Origin of the sequence: Streptomyces sp. NPDC088733, assembly GCF_044751185.1 — a bacterium.
Classification (GTDB): domain Bacteria; phylum Actinomycetota; class Actinomycetes; order Streptomycetales; family Streptomycetaceae; genus Actinacidiphila.
In genome coordinates, this window is sequence record NZ_JBIVLH010000008.1 from 102,504 (window position 1) to 125,383 (window position 22,880).

Sequence of the window (22,880 nt, forward strand, 5' to 3'; positions counted from 1 at the left end):
GCTGAGGACGTACCCCGGCGCGGCGCCGACCCCACAACGCACGCAGCGGGGGCCGCACTTACCGCGCCGGGCACTCGGGCGGGAGGGCGGGGGAGAAACCCAGGGCGTCAGGCGCGGACACGCGCCCGCGCACCCGGACCGGGGCGGCGATCGACCTCGTCGCCGGAGGCGACCACATGCCCGTCCTCGCACATCAGCGCCACCCGCACGGGCGCCCCGCACCCGTGGTGCGTCGCCAGCAGGGACGGGCCCTCCGGGTCCGCGAGGTACTTGTCGCCCCAATTGCGCAGCGCCGTGATCAGGGGGTAGAGGTCCTTCCCCATCGGGGTGAGCACGTACTCCGAGCGCCGGCGCGTCCCCGGTTCCTGGTAGTCGCGCATTTCCAGCACGCCGCGTTCGACCAGGCCGTTGAGCCGGTCGCTGAGGACCGAGCGGGACACGCCCAGATGGTTCTGCATGTCGCTGAACCGCCGGATCCCGCGAGAGACCTCGCGCAGGATCAGCAGCACCCACGGCTGGCCGAGGAGATCGACGGCGCGGCCCACCGAGCAGTTGGAGGTGTCCTGGTCCAGGTAGTCCATGCGGTGAATCCTATCTGAGTTCTGCAGAAGAACTTAGACATGGTAGCGTACGACCCCACGGCTGGGTTCGAGAGTCGTACTCAGCTGAGGAGGGAACACGCTCATGACACCCCCGACCGCCACCGGCGCGTCCGTCGCACCGCCCGTCACACAGCCCACCGCCGCCCGGCAGAGCCGGCGGCAATGGATCGGATTCGTCGTCGCCAGCCTCGGCCAGATGGCGATGTTCGTGAACATCACGCAGACCGCGGCGGTTCTCGCGCCCCTCCAGCAGGATCTGCACGTATCCGGTTCGGCGCTCGTCTGGATCGCCGGCATCTACTCGATGATGGTCGCGAGCTTCGTGCTCTCCGCCGGCACCGTCGGCGACATCCTGGGACGCCGCCGCGTCTTCGCCCTCGGCATGGTGCTCCTGGGCGCGGGAAGCCTCGTGGTGTTCCTGGCGTCCGGCGCCGGGACGGTCATCGTGGGCCAGGCGCTCATGGGCATCGGCGGCGCGGCGATCCTGCCCAACAGCCTTTCCCTGGTCACCCACATGTTCCCGGACCCGCACGAGCGCACCCGGGCGGTCGGCATCTGGGTGGCCGTGTCCGGCATCGGGCTCGCCTTCGGTCCCGTGGCGGCCGGCCTGATCCTGGAGCGCTTCTCCTGGAACGCGGTGTTCCTGGTCAACGTGGTGCTCGCGGTGGTCGTGCTGATCCTCACGCCGCGCTTCGTCACCGAGAGCAAGCAGCCGGGCCGGCACCTCGACCCGCCGGGCCTGGTGCTGGGCGTGATCGCCATCGCCGCGCTCAACTACGGCCTGGTCGAAGGCGGTCACAGCGGATACGGGGCCTGGCAGGCGACAGGGGCGTTCGTGCTCGCCGCCGTCGCGGTGGCCGCCTTCATCGTGCAGGAGTCGCGTACCCGCACGCCGATGCTCAACCTGCGGCTGTTCCGCAACCGCACCTTCGCCACGGCCAACGTCGTCGCCATGATCGGCCAGTACTCGTTCGTGGCCGTCGCCCTCGCGCAGGTGCTGTACTTCGAGCGCGTCCGGCACGAGACGATCCTCCACGCGGGACTGCTGCTCCTGCCGGTGATGATCGCGTACGTGCTGGTCAGTTACGTGGCCGCCGCGATAGCCCGCCGCGTCGGCTTCAAGACGACCCTCGTCACCGGAACCGTGCTCGCCGCGGTCGCCGCCCTGCTGATGACCGCGCAGTCCGCCACCACGTCGATCACCGTCATCGGGGTGGAACTGGCCCTGTTCGGTGCCGGAGCCGGGCTCATCCTGCCGCCCGGCACCGCTGTGGCGGTCATCAGCGTGCCGCACACCGACGGCGGCATGGCCAGCGGAACGGTCAACCTCTTCCGCCAGGTCGGCAGCACCCTCGGTGCGACGGTCACCGGCACCGTCCTCACCAGCGGCCTCGCCTCCCGGCTGCCCGACGCGCTCACCGAGCGCGGCACCCCGTCCGCGGTCACCGGCCAGGTGGTCGAGGCGGTCGCCAGCGGCTCCTCGGGGGCGGGCCTGCCCGCGAACCTGCGGGCCACCGTGGACTCCGCGGTCGGCGCCGCCTTCTCCGGCGCGCTGCACGTGGCCGTCGTCATCCCGGGTGTCGCCATCGCCGCGGCGGCCGTCGCGGCCGCCACACTGGTGCGCAACCGTCCCACCCCGCAGCAGCACTGATCCCGTCGCCCCGTCCGCGGGCGGACCAGGAGCCCGCCGTGCCCGAAGCAGCCCAGCCCGACGCCGCCCTCGCCCCGGAGAACTCGGGGGCCTTCCTCCGCGCCGTCGGCCTGCGGTTCGACTCCGCCTCCCCGACCGAGGTCCGCGGTCACGTGGACGTGACCGCGGAGCACCACACCCCGTAGGGCATCACGGTCATCGAGAGCGCGGCCAGTGTGGGGGCGTCGCTCGCGGTGCGGTCCCGGGGCCAGTTCGCGGTCGGGGTTGGCAACCAGACCGACTTCCTGCGCTCGCACGTCGCCGGGCGCCTCGACGTGGTCGCCACACCCCTCCAGCAGGGCCGGAGCCTGCAACTGTGGCTCGTGGAGATCGCGGACGAGGCCGGCACGCCCATCGCCCGCGGCCAGGTGCGGCTGTTCAACCGCGACCTGCCCGGTCACTGACCGGCGGTGTCCGTCAGACCGGTGACCCGCATGGTGATGTTCAGCCGCCCGGCCGTGAGGCCGGTGGCCGGGTCACCGGTCCCGGGCAGGATCCTCGTCACCCCGTGGTACGCGAAACGCGACGGCCCGCCGAAGACGAACAGGTCTCCCGAGGCCAGCTCCAGATCGGTCCAGGGGCGGTTGCGGTTCTCGGTGTTGCCGAAGCGGAAGACGCAGCTGTCGCCGATGGTCAGCGACACCACGGGGGCGCCGGAGCGCTCGTCCTTGTCCTGGTGCATGCCCATCCGGGCGTCGGCGTCGTAGAAGTTGACCAGAGCGGTGTCCGGCGCGTAGCCGTCGCCGGCCGCCGCGTCCTGATACGCGTCCACCAGCGCCCGGCGGCCCATCTCGGCCAGCCAGCCGGGGAATTCCGCGACCCGGGCACCGTTCACGTCACCCGCCGTCCGTGTGTAGCGGTACGGCTGCCAGTGCCAGCCGACACAGACCGTCCGCACCGACATCACTCCGCCTTGCGGCAGTCTCGTGTGCCGCATGGGAACCGGTCCGGTGGCCCAGGCGCGGCAGGCGGTCACGAGCCGGCGCTGCTCGTCGAGGTCCAGCCAGCCGGGTACGTGCACCGCGCCCGGTGCGAGCTCCAGCCGGGGGCGGGGGATCAGCGCGCTCATGTCGTGCCTCCGGTGTCCCGGACGACCCAGCCGCGGTCGAAGCGCCAGACGCCGCCATCGGCCGCCGCCGCGCGCAGTCCCTGGAGCGCCGCCGCGCCGGTCGCGGCCGCGACACGGGGATCGCCGAGCGCGGCGAAGCCGACCGTGCGGGCGGGGTCCCAGCCGGTGCTGTGCCGCAGCCGGCGGACGAGCTGGGCCCAGCCGCGGGGGGCCGCGGCGACCGCCCAGGCGTCGGGCGCGTCCGCGGTCAGCCGCAGGGCCGGCCGCAGCCAGGAGGCCGCCGCCTCGGGCCAGTCCACGACGGCGGCGATCTCGCGGCCCGCCGTGCGCCACGCGGCCGCGAAGGCCGCCGCGGCATCGCGCGAGGCCGCGTCGCGGCTGTGCCCCACCGCCACGACCCGCGCACCGCCCAGCAGCCCGAGCACAGCGGCGAGTTCCTCCGCCGTGTGAGCCGCGGGCGCCGCCGCTCCCTCCAGCGCGGCCAGGTCGCCGGCCGCGAGCAGCGGCGAGGATGGCGTCCCGCTGTCGGAGAGGTACGGCAGTGCCATGGTGTCGGGGTCCCGGTTCGCTCGGCTCGCCTTCCATTGTGCGTACTGCCGCGGCAGGCAGCGTGCGCAGGGCCGGTGGCCGGCCGCCACCGCCGTCGCCTCGTCGGCGAAGAACACCCGCTCCCGTACGTAGCCGCCGCGGGCCAGCGCCCGCAGCGCGCTCGGGCAGTCCAGCCTGCCGTAGAGGCGGCCGCGCCGGTGCCCGCCGAGGGCGCCGGGCGTGGTGCTGCGGTACGGCAGCCCGTCCGGTCCGGTCAGCGTGTACGTCCTGGCGGGGCGGGAGCCGGTCACCGACGGCCTCCGAGGATGCCCCGGACTTCAGGCCGGGGAGGAATCGGACTCCCTGCGGAGCGGGGCAGGAACGTCGGTTCGGCTCCAGGGAGAAACCGCACGGACACGTAGGGTGAGATCGCTCTCGTGCGTTGCGAGAGCCAAGCGCGTACGCCGTGCTGATCGCAACCCGGCTGGTGTTGATCGTGGAAGACCTGTCGGGTCGCTGACCTGCAGGCGGCGTGAGCCAGGAATCCCCCTGCTTCAGCTGGGGGAGGATTCAAGTCGCGTCGTGGAGGACCAGCCCCAGCGTGTGCCGGCGGCCGGAGCGGACGGTGCTCACGCCGTGGCGCATGGGGCCGGCCGACCAGCCGCGTGCGGTGCGGACGGGGCGGTCGCGGGTGGTGAACACCAGGGCGTGGCCCTGGGGGAGGGCGACGGCGGAGCCCCGGGACTGGGCGCGCGCCCGCTGCTCGGTCATCAGGAACTCGCCGCCGGTGTAGTCCCCGGCGGGCTCGTCCAGGCCGATCACGACCTGGAGCGGGAAGACCAGCTCCCCGTAGAGGTCCTGGTGCAGCGCGTTCCAGTCGCCCGGGCCGTAGCGCAGCAGGATCGGCGTCGGCCGCCGCTGGCCCGCCGCGTGGCACATCGCCAGCCACTCCTGAAGGGTGTCCGGCCAGGGCGCGGGACGGCCCAGCCGCGCCGCCCAGTCGCGGGCGACGGGCAGCAGGCGCGGGTAGAACGCCTCGCGCAACTCCCGTACGAGCTCCGGGAGCGGGTGGGCGAAGTAGCGGTACTGGCCGGAACCGAAGCGGTGCCGGGCCATGTCGACGGTCGAGCGGAAGCGCGCCGGCTCGTCGTAGAGGCCGGCCACCGCGCGGCACTCGGCGGGGGTGAGGACGCGGTCGGCGGTCAGGGCGCTGCCGTGCGCGTCGAGCTCATCCGCGAGCGCGGGCCAGTCGGCGGCGGCGACCCGCGCGGGAACGGCCGCCGGGGCGTGGGTGGTGGGGGTCATGCGGTCCTCCCGTTCAGCCGGCGCGGTGGCCGGACTCCAGCGCCAGCAGGTGCTCCTTGCGGGCCATGCCCCCGGCGTAGCCGGTCAGCGCGCCGCTGGAGGCGATCACGCGGTGGCACGGCCGGACGACCAGCAGGGGGTTGCGGCCGATCGCGGCGCCCACCGCGCGGGACGAACTGCGCGGGATGCCGCAGCGCTCCGCGACGTCGGCGTAGGAGAGGGTCGTGCCGTAGTCGATGCCCTCCAGCGCCTTCCACACCTGCTGCTGGAACGGAGTTCCGGCCGCGGTGAACTCGATGTCGAAGCGGGTCAGTTCGCCCGCGAAGTACGCCGTGAGCTGGTCGAGGATCCCGGCGAACGCGGCCCGGTCCTCGCGCCAGCCGGGCGCGGGGGAGGCGACGCCGCCCTTCTGCCCGGGAACGGACAGCGAGGTGAGCGCCGTGCCGCCCTCGGCGGTCGCCGACTCCTCGCCGACGAGCAGGAGTTCGCCGAGCGGGCTGGGGGTCGTGGTGTAGACCGTCATCGGTCCGGTCCTTCCGTCGTTCGTGCGGTACGGCTACGAGTCTGGTCCCTCGGCGAGGGCGGTGCTGGCGGGATTCGGACGTCGCATTCCCGCTGCTCAGGCACCCGGCGGTCCGCCCCTGGACAGGGTCTGCGCGGCGTTCCAGAGGTGGTGCACGGCGTAGCTGCGCCAGGGCCGCCAGGCCTCGGCCTCCTCCAGCGGTACGCCCGCCAGCGCGGCGCCCGCGCGCACCCCCGCGTCGTCCTCCAGCAGGACGTCCGGGTCGCCCAGGGCGCGCATCCGCAGATAGCCGGCCGTCCAGGGGCCGATGCCGCGCAGGGCCAGCAGCGCCTTCTCGGCGGCGTCCCGGTCGGCCCCCGGGTCGAGGGCGACGGTGCCGCCGGCGAGCGCGGCGGCGAGGCCGCGCAGCGTGTCCCGGCGGGCACCGGGCATGCCGAGTTCCTCCAGCGACGCCCCCGCGAGGGTGTCCGCCGCGGGGAACAGATGGGTGAGGCCGCCGCTCGGCGCGGGCAGCGGCGTCCCGTACGCCGCCACGAGCGCGGCGCCCAGATGCCGGCCCGCGGCCAGGGTGACCTGCTGCCCCAGGACGGCGCGGACCGCCGTCTCGTGCGGATCGGCGGTGCCGGGCGCGCGCATGCCGGGGCGGCGCGCGGCCAGCGCCCCCATCGCCGGTTCCGCGGCCAGCCGTTCGGCCACCGCGTACGGGTCCGCGTCCAGGTCGAACAGGCGCCGGATGCGCTGGGTGGCGGTGGTCAGGTCGCGTAGCTCGCTCAGGTGCAGGCGGCACTCCAGCCAGCCGCTGCCGCTGCGGGCGGACTCGCCCACCTCGGCGACGGCGTGACCGCCCGGCAGGCGCAGCGTACGGCGGTAGGTGCGGCCGCCGGGGAGGCCGGTGACCTCCTCGATGCCCCGCAGGGCGCGCCGCTCCAGGTGGTCGAAGACCTGCCCGGTGTCGTAGGCGCCCCGGTAGGCGAGCCGTAGCGGAACCCCGGCGGCGGTCGCGCCCTCCGCGCCGCCGGTGGCGACGGCCGCGGAACGCCCGTTCCGGGGCCGGGCCGCGCGCAGTTCGGTGGGAGTCATGCCGTAGATCTCGCGGATCGTGTCGTTGAACTGCCGCACGCTCGCGAAACCGGCGGCGAACGCGATCCCGGCCGCCTGCATCCCCGTCGTCTGGAGCAGGATGCGCGCGGTGTGCGCCCGCTGGGCCCGCGCCAGGGCGATCGGGCCTGCGCCGACTTCCGCGTTCAGCTGCCGCTGCACCTGGCGGGCGCTGTATCCCAGGCGCGCGGCGAGGCCCGCCACGCCCTCGCGGTCCACGATGCCGTCGCCGATCAGCCGCATCGCCCGGCCGACGACGTCCGCCCGCACATTCCACGCGGCCGAGCCGGGCACGGCGTCGGGGCGGCACCGCCGGCAGGCCCGGAAACCGGAGCCCTGCGCGGCGGCCGCGGTCGGGAAGTAGCGCACATTGCGCTGCCGGGGTGTCACGGCGGGGCAGCTGGGACGGCAGTAGATCCCCGTCGTCGTGACGGCGAAGAAGAACTCCCCGTCGAACCTGGCGTCCCGGCTGCGCACCGCCTCGTACCTGCGGTCGTCCATCGTCACCACTCCACTGTGCGGCATCCCGCGGGCGAACACCGGCGGATATCGGACACGGAGTTCCGGCGGTGGCCGATCAGGCGTCGGTGGCCGTGCGGGCGCTGGCCACGTGGCCGATCCGCCACGCGAACACCGCCGCGCCGAGGAAGAGGCCGGCGAGCGCGCCGAGTGAGGAGCCCACGCCAAGGGTGGAGTCCGGCGAGATCCACCACTCCACGGCCTCTCCCAGTGCGGTGAGTGCCAGCGTGATGGCAAAGGCGGCGAGCGCCGCGCCGCGCCGGCCCGGCGGCCGGGTCCGGTACAGCTCCGCCACGGGAGCGCCACCGGCGAAGACAACGAGCCAGGCGGTGGGGACGGCACTGCTCGGCAGCAGTCCGAGCGGCCAGGCGATGAGTCCGAGGACCGTCAGGGGGACGAGCCCGACGATCAGGAACGCGACGACAGAGACGAGCAGGTCCCGGGCCCGGTACGTCACGGGGCCGGTCGCGGCCGTCTCCTCCTCCGACATGCCCGGAGCGTACCGGCCTGTCCCGCCCGGTGGGCACCCCCGCGACCACGGGGTTTCCGGAGGCGTGCCGTCCCCCGCTGGACACCTGGGAGCGGTGGTGCGGGCGGTAAATGGTTACGGCCCTGTCGGTGCCGCGCACTACAGTCCGCACAGCGAACGCACAACATCAACACGCAACAGGGGTGGGGATCCGATGGGCACGTCCAGGCGCATGCGCCTTGCCGTCACGGTGGGGGCCGCGGTCGTCGCGCTGACCGCGACGGCGGGCTGCGAGGCGGCGCACGACACGGCGGAGGCCGTGGGCAAGGCGGACACAATCGCGCAGATCCTCGCGCGGGTCACCGACCGCACCGAGAAGGTCGGGTCGGCGAAGGTCGACTTCACCACCGACCTCGGCCAGGGCACCCCGATCAACATGGTGGGTACCTACTCGTGGGGCAAGGGCCTTGCCTACGACGTCATGATGGACACCAAGGCGGCGCAGATGCAGGCGGTGCAGAACGACGCCAAGACCCGCGCCTTGCTGGTCGACGGCGCGTACTACTACAACGTGGACCCGCAGCCCGGGGGCCCGCTCAAGGGCAAGCACTGGGCGCGCATCGACATGTCGGCGCTTCTGGGCGACAAGGCCGCCGCGGCGACCGAGCAGTCCGGCGACCCGACCTCGGGGCTTCGCTACATCGGCCTGTCCAAGGACACCGAGGACCTGGGTGAGGAGTCGGTGCGCGGCACCAAGGCCCACCACTACCACGCCACCGTGGGCAAGAAGGACCTGGGAGCCGTGGGTGACGCGATGTCCGCGGACGAGAAGAAGAACCTCCTCAGCTCCATGACGGGTTCCGTCAACAGCATCGACATGGACGTCTGGGTCGACGGCAAGGACCTGCCGGTGCGGATCATCCAGGTGATGGGCAAGGCCAAGGTCACCATCGACTTTCTGGGGTTCGGCGACGCCAAGACCGTGACGGCGCCCCCGGCGTCGGACACCGCCGACCTCAGCGCCCAGGTGCGGGCGGCCCAGTCGGGGTCCTGACCGCCGCACGACCGCTTCACGAACGCCCCCGTCCGCGCGCCGCGGACGGGGGCGTTCGCGTGTCGTGACGTGCCCGCAGCCATGGGTTCACGGCCCCGTTTTTAAGTTAATTAGCAATTAATATTGACAGGCTCCGGACGTGCCGCCACAGTTTCCGCCGTGGCACCGACGCCCGGCCGGACCGGCGTGGGTGCCCGTGCAACCCAACTCCCGGGAGAGACCAGTGGCTTCGCATCGTGCAGGGGTGGGCAGCGCCTTCGGCGGCACGCTCCGCGGGATCGCCGGCCGGGGCGACGGTGTGCTCGCCGGGTTAACAGGGGTGGGCGGCCGCGTCCACCGGGCCGGGCTCTGAGCGTCGCTCCGCCGGTCCACCTCGCCCCGCGCTTGACCAGCTTGTTCGCTCCATCTGGTGCGCCCCCGGGCCTCGTTCGACCCGAGGCGCACCACCCCAGAAATAAATTAGTAATTAATCTTGACGGCGCGCTGACCACTGCGACAGTCTGTTCCTGCCGCACCCAGAGCCGGGCCGTCAGGGGGCCTCAGCTCCGTTCCGTGGGCACATTAGGAGTACACAGATGACCGCCATCAACGCCAGCCGCCGCCGGTTCCTCGTGGGAGCCGGCGCAGTCGGCGCCGGCGCACTGCTGAGCAGCTGCGTCACCCAGAGCCCGGCCGCATCCGGAGGAAAGTCCGGCGGCCCGGTGACCCTGCAGTCCAACCTCTCCTCCCCGCAGGCGAAGACCGCGATGCAGGAGATCGTCGCCGCGTTCGACAAGCGCGGGACGACCAAGGCGCAGCTCAACACCGTCGCCTCCGAGACCTTCCGCACGCAGCTGCCGACGTACCTCACCTCCGCCAACCCGCCGGACGCGTACACCTGGTACCCCGGTTCCGTCGCGGAGTCGTACGCCAAGAAGGACCTGCTCCTCGACATCAGCGACGTCTGGGAGAAGCCCGAGCTCGCCGGCTACTCCGACGCCCTGAAGAAGCTGTGCACCTCGGCCTCCAGCGGCAAGAAGGTCTTCGTGCCCACCAGCTACTACTGGTGGGGCATGTTCTACCGCAAGTCGAACTTCGAGAAGTGGGGCGTGCAGGAGCCCAAGACCTGGGACGAGTTCCTGGACCTGTGCGACAAGCTCAAGAGCAAGGGTGTCGCCCCCATCGGCCTCGGCGCCGGCGGCGACACCCCGTGGGTCGCCTCCGCCTGGTTCGACTACCTGAACATCCGGGTCAACGGTGCCACGTACCACCGTGAACTCCTCGCCGGCAAGCACCGCTTCGACGACCCCGAAGTGCGCAAGGTCTTCGACACGTGGGACCAGGCGCGCCCGTTCTTCGACCCCAACGGCACGGCGATCCCCTTCCAGGACGCCACCACCGCCCTGCTCCAGGGCCGCACCGGCATGATGCTGATCGGCACCTTCTTCGCCGACGCCGCGCCGAAGGACGCCCTCGGGGACCTGGACTTCTTCCAGTTCCCGATCATCGACCCCAAGGTGCCGGTCGCCGAGGAGGCGCCCACCGACGGCTACTTCGCCAGCGCCCGCACCCAGCGCGCCGACGGCGTCAAGGAGCTGCTGCGCTACCTGGCCACCGCCGAGGCGCAGGAGCTCTACCTCAAGAGCTCGTCCGGCACGACGCTGCCCACCCACCCGGACGCCAAGGACGCCGGCACCCCGCTGGTCCTCAAGGGCCGCAAGCTCATCGAGAGCGCCGCCGACCTCACCCAGTTCTTCAACCGGGACTCCAGCGACGCCCTCCAGCCGACCGCGGACACCGCGCTCGTGCACTACCTGGCGAAGCCCAAGGAGATCGGCTCCATCCTGACGACGTGGCAGCGCAGCGCACAGAAGATCTGGAGCCAGTGACAATGGCGCTGATCGGCTCCACACGACGGTCCAGGGCCACTCGGGTGCCCCCGGTGGTCCTGGCCTTCGTCCTCATCCCGCTGCTCGTCGAGGCGTTCTGGGTCTTCTGGCCGGCCCTCCAGGGGTTCTACCTCTCCCTGACCTCCTGGGACGGGCTGGGCGCCCCGAAGTTCGTCGGCCTCGGCAACTTCAGCGAGATGGTGCACGACGCGGTCTTCCGCACCGCCGCGATCAACACGGTGCTGTGGCTGCTGCTCTTCGGCGGGCTCTCCGCCGTCCTCGGACTCGGTGCCGCGCTGCTGCTCCAGCAGGAGCGGCGCGGCATCGCGTTCTACCGGGCGGCGCTCTTCCTGCCGGTGGTCTTCTCGCTGGTCGCCACCGCCCTGGTGTGGCAGGCGATGTACCAGCCGGACGGCCTGATCAACAACGTCCTCGAGGCGATCGGCCTCGGCGGCTGGAAGCACGCCTGGCTGGCCGACCAGGACACCGCCTTCTACGCGGTGATCGTGCCCGCGCTGTGGCGCCAGGTCGGCTACGTCATGGTGCTGTACCTGGCCGGGCTCAAGGGCGTCGACCCGGCGCTGTACGAGGCGGCGAAGGTCGACGGCGCCACCCGCTGGCAGCAGTTCCGGCACATCACCCTGCCGCAGCTGCGCAGTGTCAACGCGGTCGTCCTGTCGGTCATCGTCATCGACTCGCTGCGCTCCTTCGACGTCGTGTGGGCGCTCACCCGCGGCGGCCCGTACCACTCCTCCGAAGTGCTGAGCACCTACATGTACTCCACCGCGTTCCAGTCGCTGCGGCTGGGATACGGCTCCGCGCTCGCCGTCGTCATCTTCGTGCTGGCCTTCGGCGTCATCGCGAGCTACCTCGTGCGTGCCTTCAGGGAGGCCGACTGATGACCGCCACCCACGCCACCTCGCGCGCCGAGGACCACGAGGGCCACAAGGACGCGGCGGACCGGGCCGGTGGGGTCCCGGCCGTGCGGCCGCACCTCTCCCAGCGGCGCGGCCGTGCCCTGCGCACCGCCGGCTTCCACCTCTCCGCGGGACTGCTGTCCGCGCTGTGGCTGCTGCCGATCGCCCTCGTCCTGGTCACCAGCACGCGGACGTTCGACGACATCGCCGCGCACGGTGTCGGCAGCTGGCCGCACTCGTTCACCTTCGACAGCTTCCGTCAGGCGTGGGTGGACGGCGGCCAGCAGCGCGCCCTCATCAACAGCATGCTGGTCACCGTTCCCACCGTGCTGCTCTCGCTCGGCCTCGCCTCCATGGCCGCGTTCGCGCTCAGCCGCTACGACCTGCCCTTCCGGCGCGTCCTGCTGCTGATCATGCTCGGCGGCAACCTGCTGCCCCCGCAGATCCTGCTGATCCCGGTCTCCAAGCTGAGCGAAGTGCTCGGCATCTACGACCAGTTGTACGCCCTGATCGGCGTGCAGGTCGGCTTCGGCGTCGGCTTCTACGTCTTCGTCCTGCACGGCTTCATGCGGTCGATCCCCGGCGAGATCCAGCAGGCCGCCGTCATCGACGGCGCGAACCCCTGGCAGATCTACTGGCGGATCATCCTCCCGCTGGCCCGCCCGGCGCTGGCCGCGCTGTGCGCACTGTCGTTCACCTGGATCTTCAACGACCTGCTGTGGGCCATCACGGTGCTGCGCACCGACACGCAGATGCCCATCACGGCGTCCCTCATCGGACTCCAGGGACAGTACGTGTCGATGTGGAACGTCATCGCGGCCGGCTCGGTGATCGCCGCCGCCCCGACGGTGGCCGTCTTCCTCCGCTTCCAGCGCCACTTCGTGGCCGGACTCAACCTCGGAGCCGTCAAGTGACCGCGCACGACCGGTGGCTGTTGCGCACCGACACCACCACCTATGCCGTCACCCTCGGCGGCGAGGGCCGCTGGGCCGAGCTCGCCGCCTGGGGGCCGCACGGCGCCGAGGACGGCCCGTCGCCCCTGGACTGGTCGCGCCGCACCCACTTCATCACGCCCGCCGACGCCGCCCCGGCCGAGTACATCCCGCACGGGCTGCGGCCGTTCACCGGCGCCGACCTGATCGCCTCCCGCCCCGGCGGCGACCGCGGCAGCTGGTGGCGGTTCACCGGCGCCACGCAGGACGGCGACCGGGCACTGCGTCTGGACTTCGCCGACGACCTGCTCGGGCTGCGCACCACGCTGTGCTACGAGACGGTGCCGGGCACCGACGTCGTCCTGCGCTGGACCGAGCTGACCTGCACCGGGGACAGCGACGTACGGCTGGAGCGCTTCGACTCCGCCGCCGTCAACGTCCCCGTCCAGGGCGGAGCGCGGCTGAGCTACCTGTCGGGCCAGTGGTCGCAGGAGTTCCAGCTCAAGGACGTCACCCTGGAGCGCGGGCGCTTCGAGATGGAGAGCACCCAGGGCTCGGCCGGACACGCCTACCACCCCTGGCTCGCCGTCCAGGACGCCGCGTCCCCCGCCGAGGGCGCCACCCCCACCTACGGCATCGCCCTGGAGTGGTCCGGCAACTGGCGGATCACCGCCGACGCCGAGCCCGGCGGCGCGGTGCGCGTGCGCGCCGGCCGGGTGCCCCACGAGGGCGCGGTCCGCCTCGCCCCCGGCGCGACGCTCGTCACGCCCCGGCTGGCCTGCGCGTTCAGCCCCGACGGGCTCGACGGGCTGGCCCGCGTCTGGCACCGCTACGAGCGGCACCTGACCGGCGGGCGCATGGACCGCCCCCGCAAGGTGCTCTACAACTCCTGGGAGGCGACCGGCTTCGACGTCGACGCCGGGAACCAGCTGGAACTGGCGAAGGTCGCCGCCGAACTCGGCGCCGAACTCTTCGTGGTCGACGACGGCTGGTTCGTGGGACGCCCCGACGACACCGGCGGCCTCGGCGACTGGGACCCGGACCCGGCCGAGTTCCCCGGCGGGTTCGACCGGTTCGTCGAGGACGTGCGGGCGCTGGGCATGGACTTCGGCCTGTGGGTGGAGCCCGAGGGCATCAGCCCCCGCTCGAAGCTGTACGCCGAGCACCCCGAGTGGGTGTACCGGATCGACGGCCGGCCCGCCACGCTCGTGCGCAACCAGCTGCTGCTCGACCTCGGCCGCGAGGACGTCCAGGACTTCGTCATCGGCACGCTGGACCGGCTGCTCGGCTCCCACGCCATCAGCTACCTCAAGTGGGACATGAACCGGCCCCCCACCGAGCGCGGCCGCCCCGGCCACCCGGCGGGCGCCGACCCCGAGCTCCAGGACCTCGACGCCGCCCACGTCGCCGGCTACCTGCGGGTGCTGGACCACCTGCGCACCGCGCACCCGCACGTCACAGTCGAGGGCTGCGCGGGCGGCGGCGGACGCGTCGAGCACGCCACCATCGCGCGCACCGACGTGGTGTGGCCCAGCGACAACACAGCGCCCATGGACCGGCTGCGCATCCAGTACGGATACCTCCACGCGCACGCCCCGCACACCATGAGCTCCTGGGTCACCGACGCCCCCGGCGTCTTCGACCCGCGGCCCCGCTCGCTGGCCTTCCGGTTCGTCAACTCCGCCGCCGGCGTGCTCGGCATCGGCGCCGACATCCGGCACTGGACGCCCGAGCAGCGGGCCGAGGCCGCGCGGTGGATCGCCCGCTACAAGGAGGTCCGCGACGTCGTCCACCACGGCGAGGTCCACCTGCTGGGCAGCCCCGCCGACCCGACCTGCGGCATCCAGTACGAGGAACCGGGCGGCGCCCGCCTGGTCGTGACGGCCTGGAACACCGGGACCCTCGACGGCGCGCCCCTGGTGTCCGGCAGGCACGCCCGGCTCCGGCTGCGCGGCCTCGCGCCCGACTCCGTCTGGACCGACACGGCCACCGGAACCCGCTACAGCGGCGCCCATCTGCTGCACTCGGGACTGCCGTTCGCGTGGACGGCACAGTACGACGCGGAGCTCGTCGTCCTGGCACGCCAGTGACGGCCGGGCGACAATCTGCACCCATGGCACGGAACGAACAGGAGACGACCAGCCCCATGAACCCAGCGGCCCGCTTCACCAACCGCGTCGCCGTCGTCACCGGTGCCGCCTCCGGCATCGGCGCCGCCACCGCGGCGCGACTGGCCGCCGAGGGCGCCGCCGTCGTGCTCGTCGACATCGCGGCCGACCGCGGGGAGGAGACCGCCGCCCGGCTGCGCAAGGACGGCGCGCGCGCCGCCTTCGTCGCCGCCGACGTCGCGAGCGAGGACGACTGGCGGCGGGTCGTCGACGCCGCCCACGGCTTCGGGCCGGTCGGCGTCCTGGTCAGCAACGCCTACACGGTGCGGGTCGCCCCCGCTCACGAGACGAGCCTCGCGTCCTGGGAACGGCAGTTGTCGGTCAACCTCACCGGTGCCTTCCTCGGCTTCAAGGCGGTCCTGCCCGACCTGCGCCAGGAGCGCGGCGCGGCGGTCCTCACCTCGTCCGTCCACGCCCACCACGGCATCCCCGGCCACCCGGCCTACGCGGCAAGCAAGGGCGCGCTGCTGTCGCTGTGCTCGCAGCTCGCCGTCGAGTACGGACCGGAGGTGCGCGTCAACGCCGTGCTGCCCGGGCCGATCCTGACCGCCGCATGGGACCGGGTACCGCAGGACGAACGCGAGCAGAGCGTCGCCGAGACGGCGGCCGGCCGCTTCGGCACCCCCGAGGAGGTCGCCGCCGCCGTCGCCTTCCTCACCGCCGAGGAAGCCTCGTACATCACCGGAACGAGCCTGGTGGTCGACGGCGGCTGGAGCGTCGTCAAGTCCTCCGCCTGACACCCGGAGAGCCGCTCCCGTCCCGAACGACCAGCAAGAAAGGCATACACATGACGCCATACGCGCGCCGCGGAGTGCACGGCCAGACCGTGGAGACCCTCGCCCGCCGAGTGCTCAGCGGCGAGATCCCCGAGGGAGCGACGCTCGACATGGCGGCCCTGCAGGACGAACTGGACGTCAGCCTGACGGCCCTGCGCGAATCGCTGAAGGTGCTCGCGGCCAAGGGCATGGTCGACGCCCGGCAGAAGCGCGGCACCTTCGTGCGGCCGCGCGCCGACTGGAACCTGCTCGACGCGGACGTGCTGCGCTGGCAGTTCTCCGAGAGCAACGGTTCCGGCGCCGACCAGGCGCTGCTGCGCAACCTCGGCGAGGTGCGCGGCATCATCGAACCCGCCGCCGTACGGCTGGCCGCGTCCCGCCGCACCGACGAGGACCTGGAAGCGCTCGACGCGGCCCTGGCCGCCATGGGCGAGGAGGGCAGCGCGAGCCACGCCGTCGAGGCCGACCTCGCCTTCCACCGCGCGCTGCTGGCGGCCACGCACAACGAACTGCTGGAACGCATGGAGATGGTCATCGAGTCCGGTCTCGCCCAGCGTGACGAGATCGTGCACAGCGCCCCCCACAGCGAGGACCCCGTGCCGAGCCACCGCGCCGTCCTGGACGCCGTGCGCGACCGGGACGCGGACGCGGCGGAGAACGCCATGCGTGCCCTGCTCGACCAGGCGATGCGCGACCTGGACAAGGTCAGCGGACCGCACGGCAGCGAGCAGCCCCCCACCGAAGAGAAGGACGACCCCGCAAAGTGAAGATCGCGCGCATCGAGACGTTCCTCGTGCCGCCCCGTTGGCTGTTCTGCCGCATCGAGACCGACGACGGTGTCGTCGGCTGGGGCGAACCCGTCGTCGAGGGCCGCGCCGAGGTGGTGCGGGCCGCCGTCGAGGTGCTGGCGGAACAGCTCATCGGCAAGGACCCGTTGCGCATCCAGGACCACTGGCAGGTGCTGACCAAGGGCGGCTTCTACCGCGGCGGGCCGGTGCTCTCCAGCGCCGTCGCGGGCATCGACCAGGCCCTGTGGGACATCGCGGGCCGCACCCTCGGCGTCCCCGTGCACACCCTGCTCGGCGGGCCGGTGCGCGACACCGTCCGCGTGTACGCCTGGGTCGGGGGCGACGAACCCGCCCGGCTGAAGGACGAGATCACCGCCCAGGTCGAGGCCGGCTTCACCGCCGTCAAGATGAACGCCGCGGGCGCCACGCCGCCGCTCACCAGCCCCGCCGAGACGGCCGCCGTCGTCGAGCGCGTCGCCGTGGCGCGCGAGGCGCTGGGCGCCCACCGCGACGTCGCCGTGGACTTCCACGGCCGCTTCACCGCGGCCAACGCGCGGCGCGTGCTGCACGAGATAGCCCCGCTCCACCCGCTGTTCGTCGAGGAGCCCGTGCTGCCCGACCAGGCGCACCTGCTTCCCGGCCTGGTCGCCGCCTCCAACGTCCCGGTCGCCACCGGTGAACGGCTCTACGGCCGCGCCGACTTCCTCACCGTGCTCAACGCCGGTGTCGCCGTCGTGCAGCCCGACCTCTCGCACGCGGGCGGCATCTCCGAGGTCACCCGGATCGCCGCGCTCGCGGAGACCTTCGGCGCCCACCTCGCGCCGCACTGCCCGCTCGGGCCCATCGCGCTCGCCGCGAGCCTCCAGGTCGCCTTCGCCACGCCCAACTTCCTGATCCAGGAGCAGAGCCGGGGCATCCACTACAACAAGGACGCCGACCTGCTGTCGTACGTGGTCGACCCCGAGCCGTTCCGCTTCGTCGACGGGCAGGCCCGCCGTCCTGAGGCGCCCGGTCTCGGCATCGACGTCGACGAGGAGGCCGTGCGCGCCGCGGACCGCGCCGGGCACGCCTGGCGCAACCCCGTCTGGCGGCACGCCGACGGCTCGTTCGCCGAATGGTGACCGCGCCGCGGCCGGTGCCGCTCACCGTCGCCACCGACCCGGCGAACGGCGGCCGCTGGACTTCGCTCGCGGGCGGCGGCCGCGAATGGCTGTGGCACCGCGAGGAGCCGCGCCGCGCGGGCGTCGCGCCCGGTGACGCGTTCGCCGACGCCGGGGGACTGGAGGAGTGCGTGCCGACCGTGCGCGGACTCCCCGACCACGGGGACGCCTGGTCGCGGCCGTGGCGGGCCGACGGCGACGGCGACGGGTACACCGTGGAGTGCCCCGACTTCCGGCTGACCCGCCGCGTCACCGCCGAGGCGGGCGCCGTCGTCGCCGCGTACACGCTGCGCGCCGAACCCGGCTACCGCTTCGTGTGGGCCGCCCACGCGCTGCTGGACCTGTCGCCCGCCGCCCGGCTCGGCGTCGACGGGCGGCCCGCCGCCCGGCTCTACCCGGACGAGGGCGCGACCCAGGTCCCCGGCACCTGGCCCACCGTGGGCGGCTTCCCGCTCGACGTGCTCGGGCCCGACGACGGGACCGCGGTCGGCGCCGTCGTCGACACGGGCCGGATGACGGTCACCGACGGCCCCGACACGCTGCACCTGGCGCTCGAGGCGGAGGGGCAGCCGGTCGCCGTCGCGTTGTGGCGCAACCTCGGCGCCTTCCCGGCCGACGCACCGTACCGCTCCACCGGCGTCGAGCCGATGCTCGGCCGCGTCTTCGACCGCGCGGACGCGAACGAGGGCGACACGGCCGTCGTGCCCGCCTCCGGCGAGGTCTCCTGGCGGCTGACCGCCACCGCGACCCGCCGCACCTGAACCACCCACCAGCAGAAGGGATGTCGGATGGACCTGCTCGCCGCGCTGCGCACCCACCGGCTGCTCGCCATCGTCCGGGGCAACGACCCGGACGCCGCACTCAAGACTGTGCTCACCCTCGCCGAGGAGGGCGTCACCCTCATCGAGGTCTCCCTCACCGGGTACGGCGCGCTCGACGTGATCGCCCAGGCCCGCGCCGCGCTCGGGCCCGGGGCGACCCTCGGCGCGGGCACCGTGCTCAGCGCCGACGACGCCCACGCCGCGCACCGCGCCGGCGCCGCCTTCCTCGTCACCCCCGCGCTCGGCGACGGCGTCACCACCGGCCGCGAACTGGGACTGCCCGTCCTGGCCGGTGTGATGACCCCGACCGACGTCCTCCAGGCCCTGAAGCTCGGTGCCCAGGCACTCAAGCTCTTCCCCGCCGGCAGCGCGGGCGGCCCCGCCTACCTGCGGGACCTGCGCGCGCCCTTCCCCGACCTGCCGTTCGTGCCGGTCGGCGGCGTGGACGCGCCGGCCGCCGCCGCCTACCTGGCCGCCGGCGCCCTCGCGGTCGGCGTCGGCTCGCCACTGGTGGCGGACGCCGCCGCCGGAGGCAGCCTGGCCGCACTGCGGGAGCGGGCGCGGGAGTTCCTGGACGTCGTCCGCGCGGAGCCCGCGCCGTGACCGCCACCGGCACCGCGTACGAGGTCGTCGGCGAGGAACGCCTCGAACTGGGCGAGGGCATCCGGTGGACCGACGGCCGCGTTGTGCTCACCGACATCCTGACGGGCCGTCTGCTGACCGCCCCCGACTTCCGGACGGTGGCCCGGCTGTCGGTGCCGCTGGGCGCGGTGGCCCCCGTCGAGGGGCGCCCCGGGCACTGGATCGCGGCGGCCGGCACGGGCGTCTGCCGCATCGACCCCGCCGGGCGGGTGCGCTGGCTCGCCCGGCCCGAGGACGGCGCGTTCGAGCCCATGCGCATGAACGACGGCACCGCCGACGCGTACGGCCGCTTCTGGGCGGGCAGCATGGCCTACGCGGCGACCGAGGACGCGGGCTCCCTGTACCGCGTGGACCGCGACGGCAGCGTCACCCGCGTCCTGCGCGGCATCACGGTGCCGAACGGGCCCGCCTTCACCGCCGACGGCCGCACGATGTACCTCGCCGACAGCGCCCGCGGTGTCGTCCGGCGCTACCCGGTGGACGTGGCCGGCGGTGAACTCGGCGCGCCCGAGACCTTCGTGACCCTGGACTCCGGCAGCCCGGACGGCATGGCCGTCGACGCCGAGGGCGCCCTGTGGACCGCGGTGTGGGGCACCGGCCAGGTCCGCCGCCACCTGCCCGACGGCACGCTCGACCGCGTCGTGGAACTCCCCGCCGTCCAGCCCGCCGGACTGTGCCTCGGCGGCCCGGACGGCCGCACCCTCCATGTCACCAGCGCCACCATCGGCCTCGACGCCCCGGGCCCGCTCGACGGCGCCGTCTTCACCGTCCGCGTCGACGTCCCCGGCACTCCCGCCGCGCCCTACCGCCCGGTCGGCCCCGAACCGGAGGACGGCCCGTGAACACCGCCGCGCCGAAGCTCGGTCCGGGCCCCGTGGTCTGTGTCGGGGAGACCATGGCCGCGCTCGTGCCGGACCCCCTCGGGCCGCTGGAGAGCGCCGACCGGCTCGGGGTCGCGGTCGCCGGCGCCGAGTCCAACGTCGCCCTCTACCTCGCCGACCACGGCGTGCCCGCACGCTGGGTGTCGGCCGTCGGCGACGACCCGTTCGGCCGCCGAGTCCTCGCGCGGATCGCCGCGGGCGGGGTGGACGTCGACGGTGTGCGCGTCGACCCGGACCGCCCCACCGGGCTGCTGTTCAAGGACCCGGGCGAGCACGGCACCCGCGTCCACTACCGCCGGCGCGACTCGGCGGCGTCGGCGCTCACCGAGGACCTGCTCGACGACCCGGCCCTGCACGGCGCCGCGCTGCTCCACCTCAGCGGCATCACGCCCGCCCTGTCGGCCGGTTGCCGGACCCTCGTCGAGCGCGCGCTGCGCCCCGGACGTCCGTGCCCCGTCAGCTTCGACGTGAACTACCGCCCCGCCCTGTGGAGCGGCCGCGCCGCCGCCGCGGAGGTGCTGCGCCCCCTTGCCGACCGCGCCGACATCGTGCTCGTCGGACTGGACGAGGCCCAGGCGCTGTGGGGGGATGCCGTCACCGACGCCCCATCGGTCCGCGCGCTGCTGGCCCGGCCACGGGTCCTCGTGGTGAAGGACGGCGCCAGGTCCGCGACCGCCTTCGTCGGCACGGACGCCCGCACGGTGCCCGCGCTGACCGTCCGCGTGGCCGAACCCGTCGGCGCGGGCGACGCGTTCGCCGCCGGCTTCCTCGCGGGCCTGCACCGCGGCTTCCCCGTCGAGCGGGCCCTCCGCCTCGGCCACCTGACCGCCGCCTCGGCCCTGCGCGTCCCCGCCGACCACGGCCCGCTCCCGGCCCCCGGCGTCCTCACCGCCTTGCTGGATGCCGACGAGGCGACCTGGCGCCGGACGTCCGTGGGGTTCGAGATGTCGCAGCCGGGTGATATCCGTACCGCATGAACAGTGAGCAGGCCGACCCCGGGGAACTCGCCGCACTGCGGGCGGCATTCGGGGTCGACGACGGCGGCGAGTCGGCTCTCGGCTGGGAGGGTGTCCGTGCCTTCGAGGCGGCACACGGGATCGTGCTGCCCGAGCCGTACCGGACGTTCGTCGCCGAGGAGACGGACGGCTCGTCCTCAGGGCCGCCGGACCACGGACTGCTGCCGGCGGCGGAGCTGCCCGCCGACTGGGGCAGTGACGGGCAGGACCGTGACCTGGGCAAGCCGTTCCCTCTGACCGGGGCGTGGCTGTGGGAGGAGGACCCGGCTCCGTCCGGTGACTCCGACGAGATGATCCACCAGGTCCTCAACCATGGTTCGGTCGTGCTCGGCACCGACGGCTGCGCGATGAACTGGCACCTCGTTGTCACCGGCCCCCACCGGGGGCACGTCTGGCAGGTCACCGACGTCGGTGCCGCTCCCTTCGGGGCACCGTTCGGCTTCAGCACGGGTGAACCCGGCTTCGCCGGCTGGGTCCTGCACTGGGCGGCGGACAAGCCCTGGTTCGACGCGGCGTGACGCGGAGCGGGTGGGAGGCGTCAGTTCTCGCCCAGAGCCCGCTTGAGTTCGGCCTTGTTCATGTGCGAGCGGCCGTCGACGCCGCGTCGCCGCGCCTCCGCGTACAGCTGGTCGTACGTGGGGCCCTGCGGGCCGTGGCCCGAGCGCAGGCCGCCGCGGCGGCCCGAGGACATGTCGTCCAGGGAACTGCGGCTCGCCGTCCTCGACTCGCCCGCGCGGGCGCGCTCCTTGTTGACGGTGCGGGCGGCGATCTCCTCCGCGCGCTTCTCGCTCGCGCCGCGCTCCTCGGCGCTCTCCTTGATGTGCTCGTACTGCCGCTCCCGCTTGGGGCTGGAACCTGCCGGCATCGCCGTCACCTCACCATTCGTCTCGTATGCGCGCTCAGGGCCGCGAGCCGACGCCCGTCGCGACCTCGTGGAGCCGCCCCACGGCCCCGCTCGGAGCCAGCACCGCGGTGTTCGCCCCGCTGCCCTCGCGCAGGCCCTCCAGGAACTTCTCGACCGCGTGGGTCGCACTGTGCTGGGGACGCCAGCCGAGTTCCCGCCGGGCCCGGCCGGTGTCGAGCAGCGGCAGCCGCAGCACCGCGTCGAAGAGCCCGGGGGAGGACGGCACCAGGTGCAGCCGCCAGGCGCCCGCCAGGGCGGCACGCACGGCGGCGCGCGGCATCCGCACGACCTGGGCGCCGAAGATCGAGGCCAGTTCCGCCGCGTCGAGCGGCGGCTCCGCGGCCAGGTTGAAGGGGCCGCGCACCGGCCGCAGGACCGCCCTGCGGTAGGCATCGGCGGCGTCGTCGGTGTGCAGCGCCTGGAAGCGCAGGCCCCGCATGTCGGGCACGACCGGCACCAGCCGCGGCCGGACCAGCCGTCCGGGCAGGAACGGCCCGGCGAACAGGCGGCGTTGCTGCGCGGCGGCCTCCTTCTTGAAGAGGAAGCCGGGCCGCATGCGCACCACCCGCACCCGCGGATGGTCCGCCTCGTACCCGTCGAGATACCGCTCGATGTACGCCTTCTCGCGGCAGTACGCGGCACCCGGCCAGCCGTGCGTGGGCCACGACTCGTCGACCGGGTGGTCCTTGGGGCCGGGGGAGTACGCGGCCACCGACGAGGCGTGCACCAGCGCCGGGACGCCGGCCGCCGCCACGGCGTCGAAGACCCGGATGCCGCCGAGGACATTGGTGCGCCAGGTGATCGCCGGGTCGTGGCTGGGCTGCAGCAGCCAGGCCAGGTGGACGACGGCGTCGGCGCCGTCGAAGAGGCCCGACAGCCGGGTGCTGTCGTCCGTGATGTCGGCACTGACCCACGTGGTCCTCGGCGGCCGCCAGTCCGCGGGCACCCGGCGGGCGATCCCGGTGATCCGGGCGACCGCGGGGTCCTCGCCGAGCGCCCGCACCAGGCTGGTGCCGACATTGCCCGTGGCCCCCACGACCACGACGTGCAGCCCGTCGCGGGGCCCGTGTGCTGGAGTGCTGGTCACGGCGCTCGCCTCCTCGCTGCTCCTCGACGTCGCGCGTTCCCGCGTTCCGCGTTCCAGGGGCGG

The 22,880-nt window shown here is 73.6% G+C and carries 25 protein-coding genes; 16 read left to right on the forward strand and 9 right to left on the reverse strand.

The window, feature by feature from the left end; genetic code table 11:
* Positions 1-107 precede the first annotated feature (107 nt).
* Positions 108-581 carry a winged helix-turn-helix transcriptional regulator gene (locus ACIP64_RS16785; RefSeq protein ID WP_401586741.1) on the reverse strand — a complete coding sequence of 158 codons (474 nt, stop codon included), beginning with the start codon at positions 579-581 and terminating at the stop codon, positions 108-110.
* A 103-nt stretch (positions 582-684) separates the two neighbouring features.
* Between ACIP64_RS16785 and ACIP64_RS16790 the strand changes: the two genes are divergently transcribed.
* The 3 genes from ACIP64_RS16790 to ACIP64_RS16800 are packed head-to-tail and all read left to right on the forward strand — an operon-like array spanning position 685 to position 2,696.
* Positions 685-2,253 (forward strand): MFS transporter, encoded by a 1,569-nt coding sequence (locus tag ACIP64_RS16790; RefSeq protein ID WP_401586744.1) that lies wholly within the window; start codon positions 685-687, stop codon positions 2,251-2,253.
* Positions 2,254-2,291: 38 nt separating this feature from the next.
* The gene (locus ACIP64_RS16795) at positions 2,292-2,438 is read left to right on the forward strand and encodes a hypothetical protein (RefSeq protein WP_401586747.1); all 147 of its coding nucleotides are present in this window, start codon (positions 2,292-2,294) and stop codon (positions 2,436-2,438) included.
* A 12-nt stretch (positions 2,439-2,450) separates the two neighbouring features.
* Positions 2,451-2,696: a PaaI family thioesterase gene (locus ACIP64_RS16800; protein ID WP_401587318.1), complete on the forward strand. Its 246-nt coding sequence runs from the start codon at positions 2,451-2,453 to the stop codon at positions 2,694-2,696.
* Here ACIP64_RS16800 and ACIP64_RS16805 read toward each other — a convergent pair.
* The 6 genes from ACIP64_RS16805 to ACIP64_RS16830 all read right to left on the reverse strand — a co-directional run bounded on the left by ACIP64_RS16805 (position 2,690) and on the right by ACIP64_RS16830 (position 7,824).
* Positions 2,690-3,361, reverse strand: coding sequence for an alpha-ketoglutarate-dependent dioxygenase AlkB family protein (locus tag ACIP64_RS16805; protein WP_401586750.1), 672 nt, complete (start codon positions 3,359-3,361; stop codon positions 2,690-2,692). The two genes, ACIP64_RS16800 and ACIP64_RS16805, sit on opposite strands and share 7 nt — an antisense overlap.
* A complete protein-coding gene (locus tag ACIP64_RS16810; protein WP_401586753.1) occupies positions 3,358-4,200 on the reverse strand; it encodes an ABC transporter substrate-binding protein in 843 nt (280 codons plus the stop codon). The genes ACIP64_RS16805 and ACIP64_RS16810 overlap by 4 nt, the downstream gene beginning before the upstream one ends.
* Positions 4,201-4,459: 259 nt before the next feature.
* Entirely contained in the window at positions 4,460-5,194 is a 735-nt protein-coding gene (locus ACIP64_RS16815; RefSeq protein WP_401586756.1) for a 2OG-Fe(II) oxygenase, read from the reverse strand.
* Positions 5,195-5,207: 13 nt separating this feature from the next.
* On the reverse strand, positions 5,208-5,717 hold the full coding sequence (locus ACIP64_RS16820; protein WP_401586759.1) for a methylated-DNA--[protein]-cysteine S-methyltransferase: 510 nt from the start codon (positions 5,715-5,717) through the stop codon (positions 5,208-5,210).
* A gap of 96 nt (positions 5,718-5,813) precedes the next feature.
* Complete coding sequence (locus ACIP64_RS16825; protein WP_401586761.1) at positions 5,814-7,316, reverse strand: AlkA N-terminal domain-containing protein; 1,503 nt, start codon at positions 7,314-7,316, stop codon at positions 5,814-5,816.
* A gap of 76 nt (positions 7,317-7,392) precedes the next feature.
* Entirely contained in the window at positions 7,393-7,824 is a 432-nt protein-coding gene (locus ACIP64_RS16830; RefSeq protein ID WP_401586763.1) for a hypothetical protein, read from the reverse strand.
* A gap of 193 nt (positions 7,825-8,017) precedes the next feature.
* Here ACIP64_RS16830 and ACIP64_RS16835 point away from each other — a divergent pair, with 193 nt between their 5' ends.
* From ACIP64_RS16835 to ACIP64_RS16895, 13 genes are all read left to right on the forward strand, one after another.
* The gene (locus ACIP64_RS16835; protein ID WP_401586766.1) at positions 8,018-8,857 is read left to right on the forward strand and encodes a hypothetical protein; all 840 of its coding nucleotides are present in this window, start codon (positions 8,018-8,020) and stop codon (positions 8,855-8,857) included.
* A 575-nt stretch (positions 8,858-9,432) separates the two neighbouring features.
* Entirely contained in the window at positions 9,433-10,725 is a 1,293-nt protein-coding gene (locus ACIP64_RS16840; protein WP_401586769.1) for an ABC transporter substrate-binding protein, read from the forward strand.
* 44 nt (positions 10,726-10,769) lie between these two features.
* Entirely contained in the window at positions 10,770-11,624 is an 855-nt protein-coding gene (locus ACIP64_RS16845) for a carbohydrate ABC transporter permease (protein ID WP_401586772.1), read from the forward strand.
* Positions 11,624-12,556, forward strand: a complete 933-nt coding sequence (locus tag ACIP64_RS16850) for a carbohydrate ABC transporter permease (protein WP_401586775.1) — start codon at positions 11,624-11,626, stop codon at positions 12,554-12,556. The genes ACIP64_RS16845 and ACIP64_RS16850 overlap by 1 nt, the downstream gene beginning before the upstream one ends.
* Positions 12,553-14,664 carry an alpha-galactosidase gene (locus ACIP64_RS16855; protein ID WP_401586777.1) on the forward strand — a complete coding sequence of 704 codons (2,112 nt, stop codon included), beginning with the start codon at positions 12,553-12,555 and terminating at the stop codon, positions 14,662-14,664. Before ACIP64_RS16850 ends, ACIP64_RS16855 begins: the two co-directional genes overlap by 4 nt.
* Before the next feature lie 56 nt (positions 14,665-14,720).
* Entirely contained in the window at positions 14,721-15,479 is a 759-nt protein-coding gene (locus ACIP64_RS16860) for an SDR family NAD(P)-dependent oxidoreductase (protein WP_401587321.1), read from the forward strand.
* A 50-nt stretch (positions 15,480-15,529) separates the two neighbouring features.
* Positions 15,530-16,285, forward strand: coding sequence for a FadR/GntR family transcriptional regulator (locus ACIP64_RS16865; RefSeq protein WP_401586780.1), 756 nt, complete (start codon positions 15,530-15,532; stop codon positions 16,283-16,285).
* Positions 16,282-17,427, forward strand: coding sequence for a galactonate dehydratase (gene dgoD, locus ACIP64_RS16870; RefSeq protein WP_401586782.1), 1,146 nt, complete (start codon positions 16,282-16,284; stop codon positions 17,425-17,427). The genes ACIP64_RS16865 and dgoD overlap by 4 nt, the downstream gene beginning before the upstream one ends.
* On the forward strand, positions 17,421-18,227 hold the full coding sequence (locus ACIP64_RS16875; protein ID WP_401586785.1) for a hypothetical protein: 807 nt from the start codon (positions 17,421-17,423) through the stop codon (positions 18,225-18,227). Before dgoD ends, ACIP64_RS16875 begins: the two co-directional genes overlap by 7 nt.
* Before the next feature lie 27 nt (positions 18,228-18,254).
* Positions 18,255-18,890 carry a bifunctional 4-hydroxy-2-oxoglutarate aldolase/2-dehydro-3-deoxy-phosphogluconate aldolase gene (locus tag ACIP64_RS16880; RefSeq protein ID WP_401586787.1) on the forward strand — a complete coding sequence of 212 codons (636 nt, stop codon included), beginning with the start codon at positions 18,255-18,257 and terminating at the stop codon, positions 18,888-18,890.
* Entirely contained in the window at positions 18,887-19,771 is an 885-nt protein-coding gene (locus ACIP64_RS16885; protein ID WP_401586790.1) for an SMP-30/gluconolactonase/LRE family protein, read from the forward strand. The genes ACIP64_RS16880 and ACIP64_RS16885 overlap by 4 nt, the downstream gene beginning before the upstream one ends.
* On the forward strand, positions 19,768-20,787 hold the full coding sequence (locus ACIP64_RS16890) for a sugar kinase (RefSeq protein WP_401586793.1): 1,020 nt from the start codon (positions 19,768-19,770) through the stop codon (positions 20,785-20,787). The genes ACIP64_RS16885 and ACIP64_RS16890 overlap by 4 nt, the downstream gene beginning before the upstream one ends.
* Positions 20,784-21,344, forward strand: coding sequence for an SMI1/KNR4 family protein (locus ACIP64_RS16895; protein ID WP_401586795.1), 561 nt, complete (start codon positions 20,784-20,786; stop codon positions 21,342-21,344). The genes ACIP64_RS16890 and ACIP64_RS16895 overlap by 4 nt, the downstream gene beginning before the upstream one ends.
* A 20-nt stretch (positions 21,345-21,364) precedes the next feature.
* Here ACIP64_RS16895 and ACIP64_RS16900 read toward each other — a convergent pair whose 3' ends face one another.
* Together ACIP64_RS16900 and ACIP64_RS16905 are read right to left on the reverse strand one after the other, a co-directional pair.
* Positions 21,365-21,691: a plasmid stabilization protein gene (locus ACIP64_RS16900; protein WP_401586798.1), complete on the reverse strand. Its 327-nt coding sequence runs from the start codon at positions 21,689-21,691 to the stop codon at positions 21,365-21,367.
* Between the two features lie 34 nt (positions 21,692-21,725).
* Positions 21,726-22,817 (reverse strand): NAD-dependent epimerase/dehydratase family protein, encoded by a 1,092-nt coding sequence (locus tag ACIP64_RS16905; RefSeq protein WP_401586800.1) that lies wholly within the window; start codon positions 22,815-22,817, stop codon positions 21,726-21,728.
* Positions 22,818-22,880: the final 63 nt, after the last annotated feature.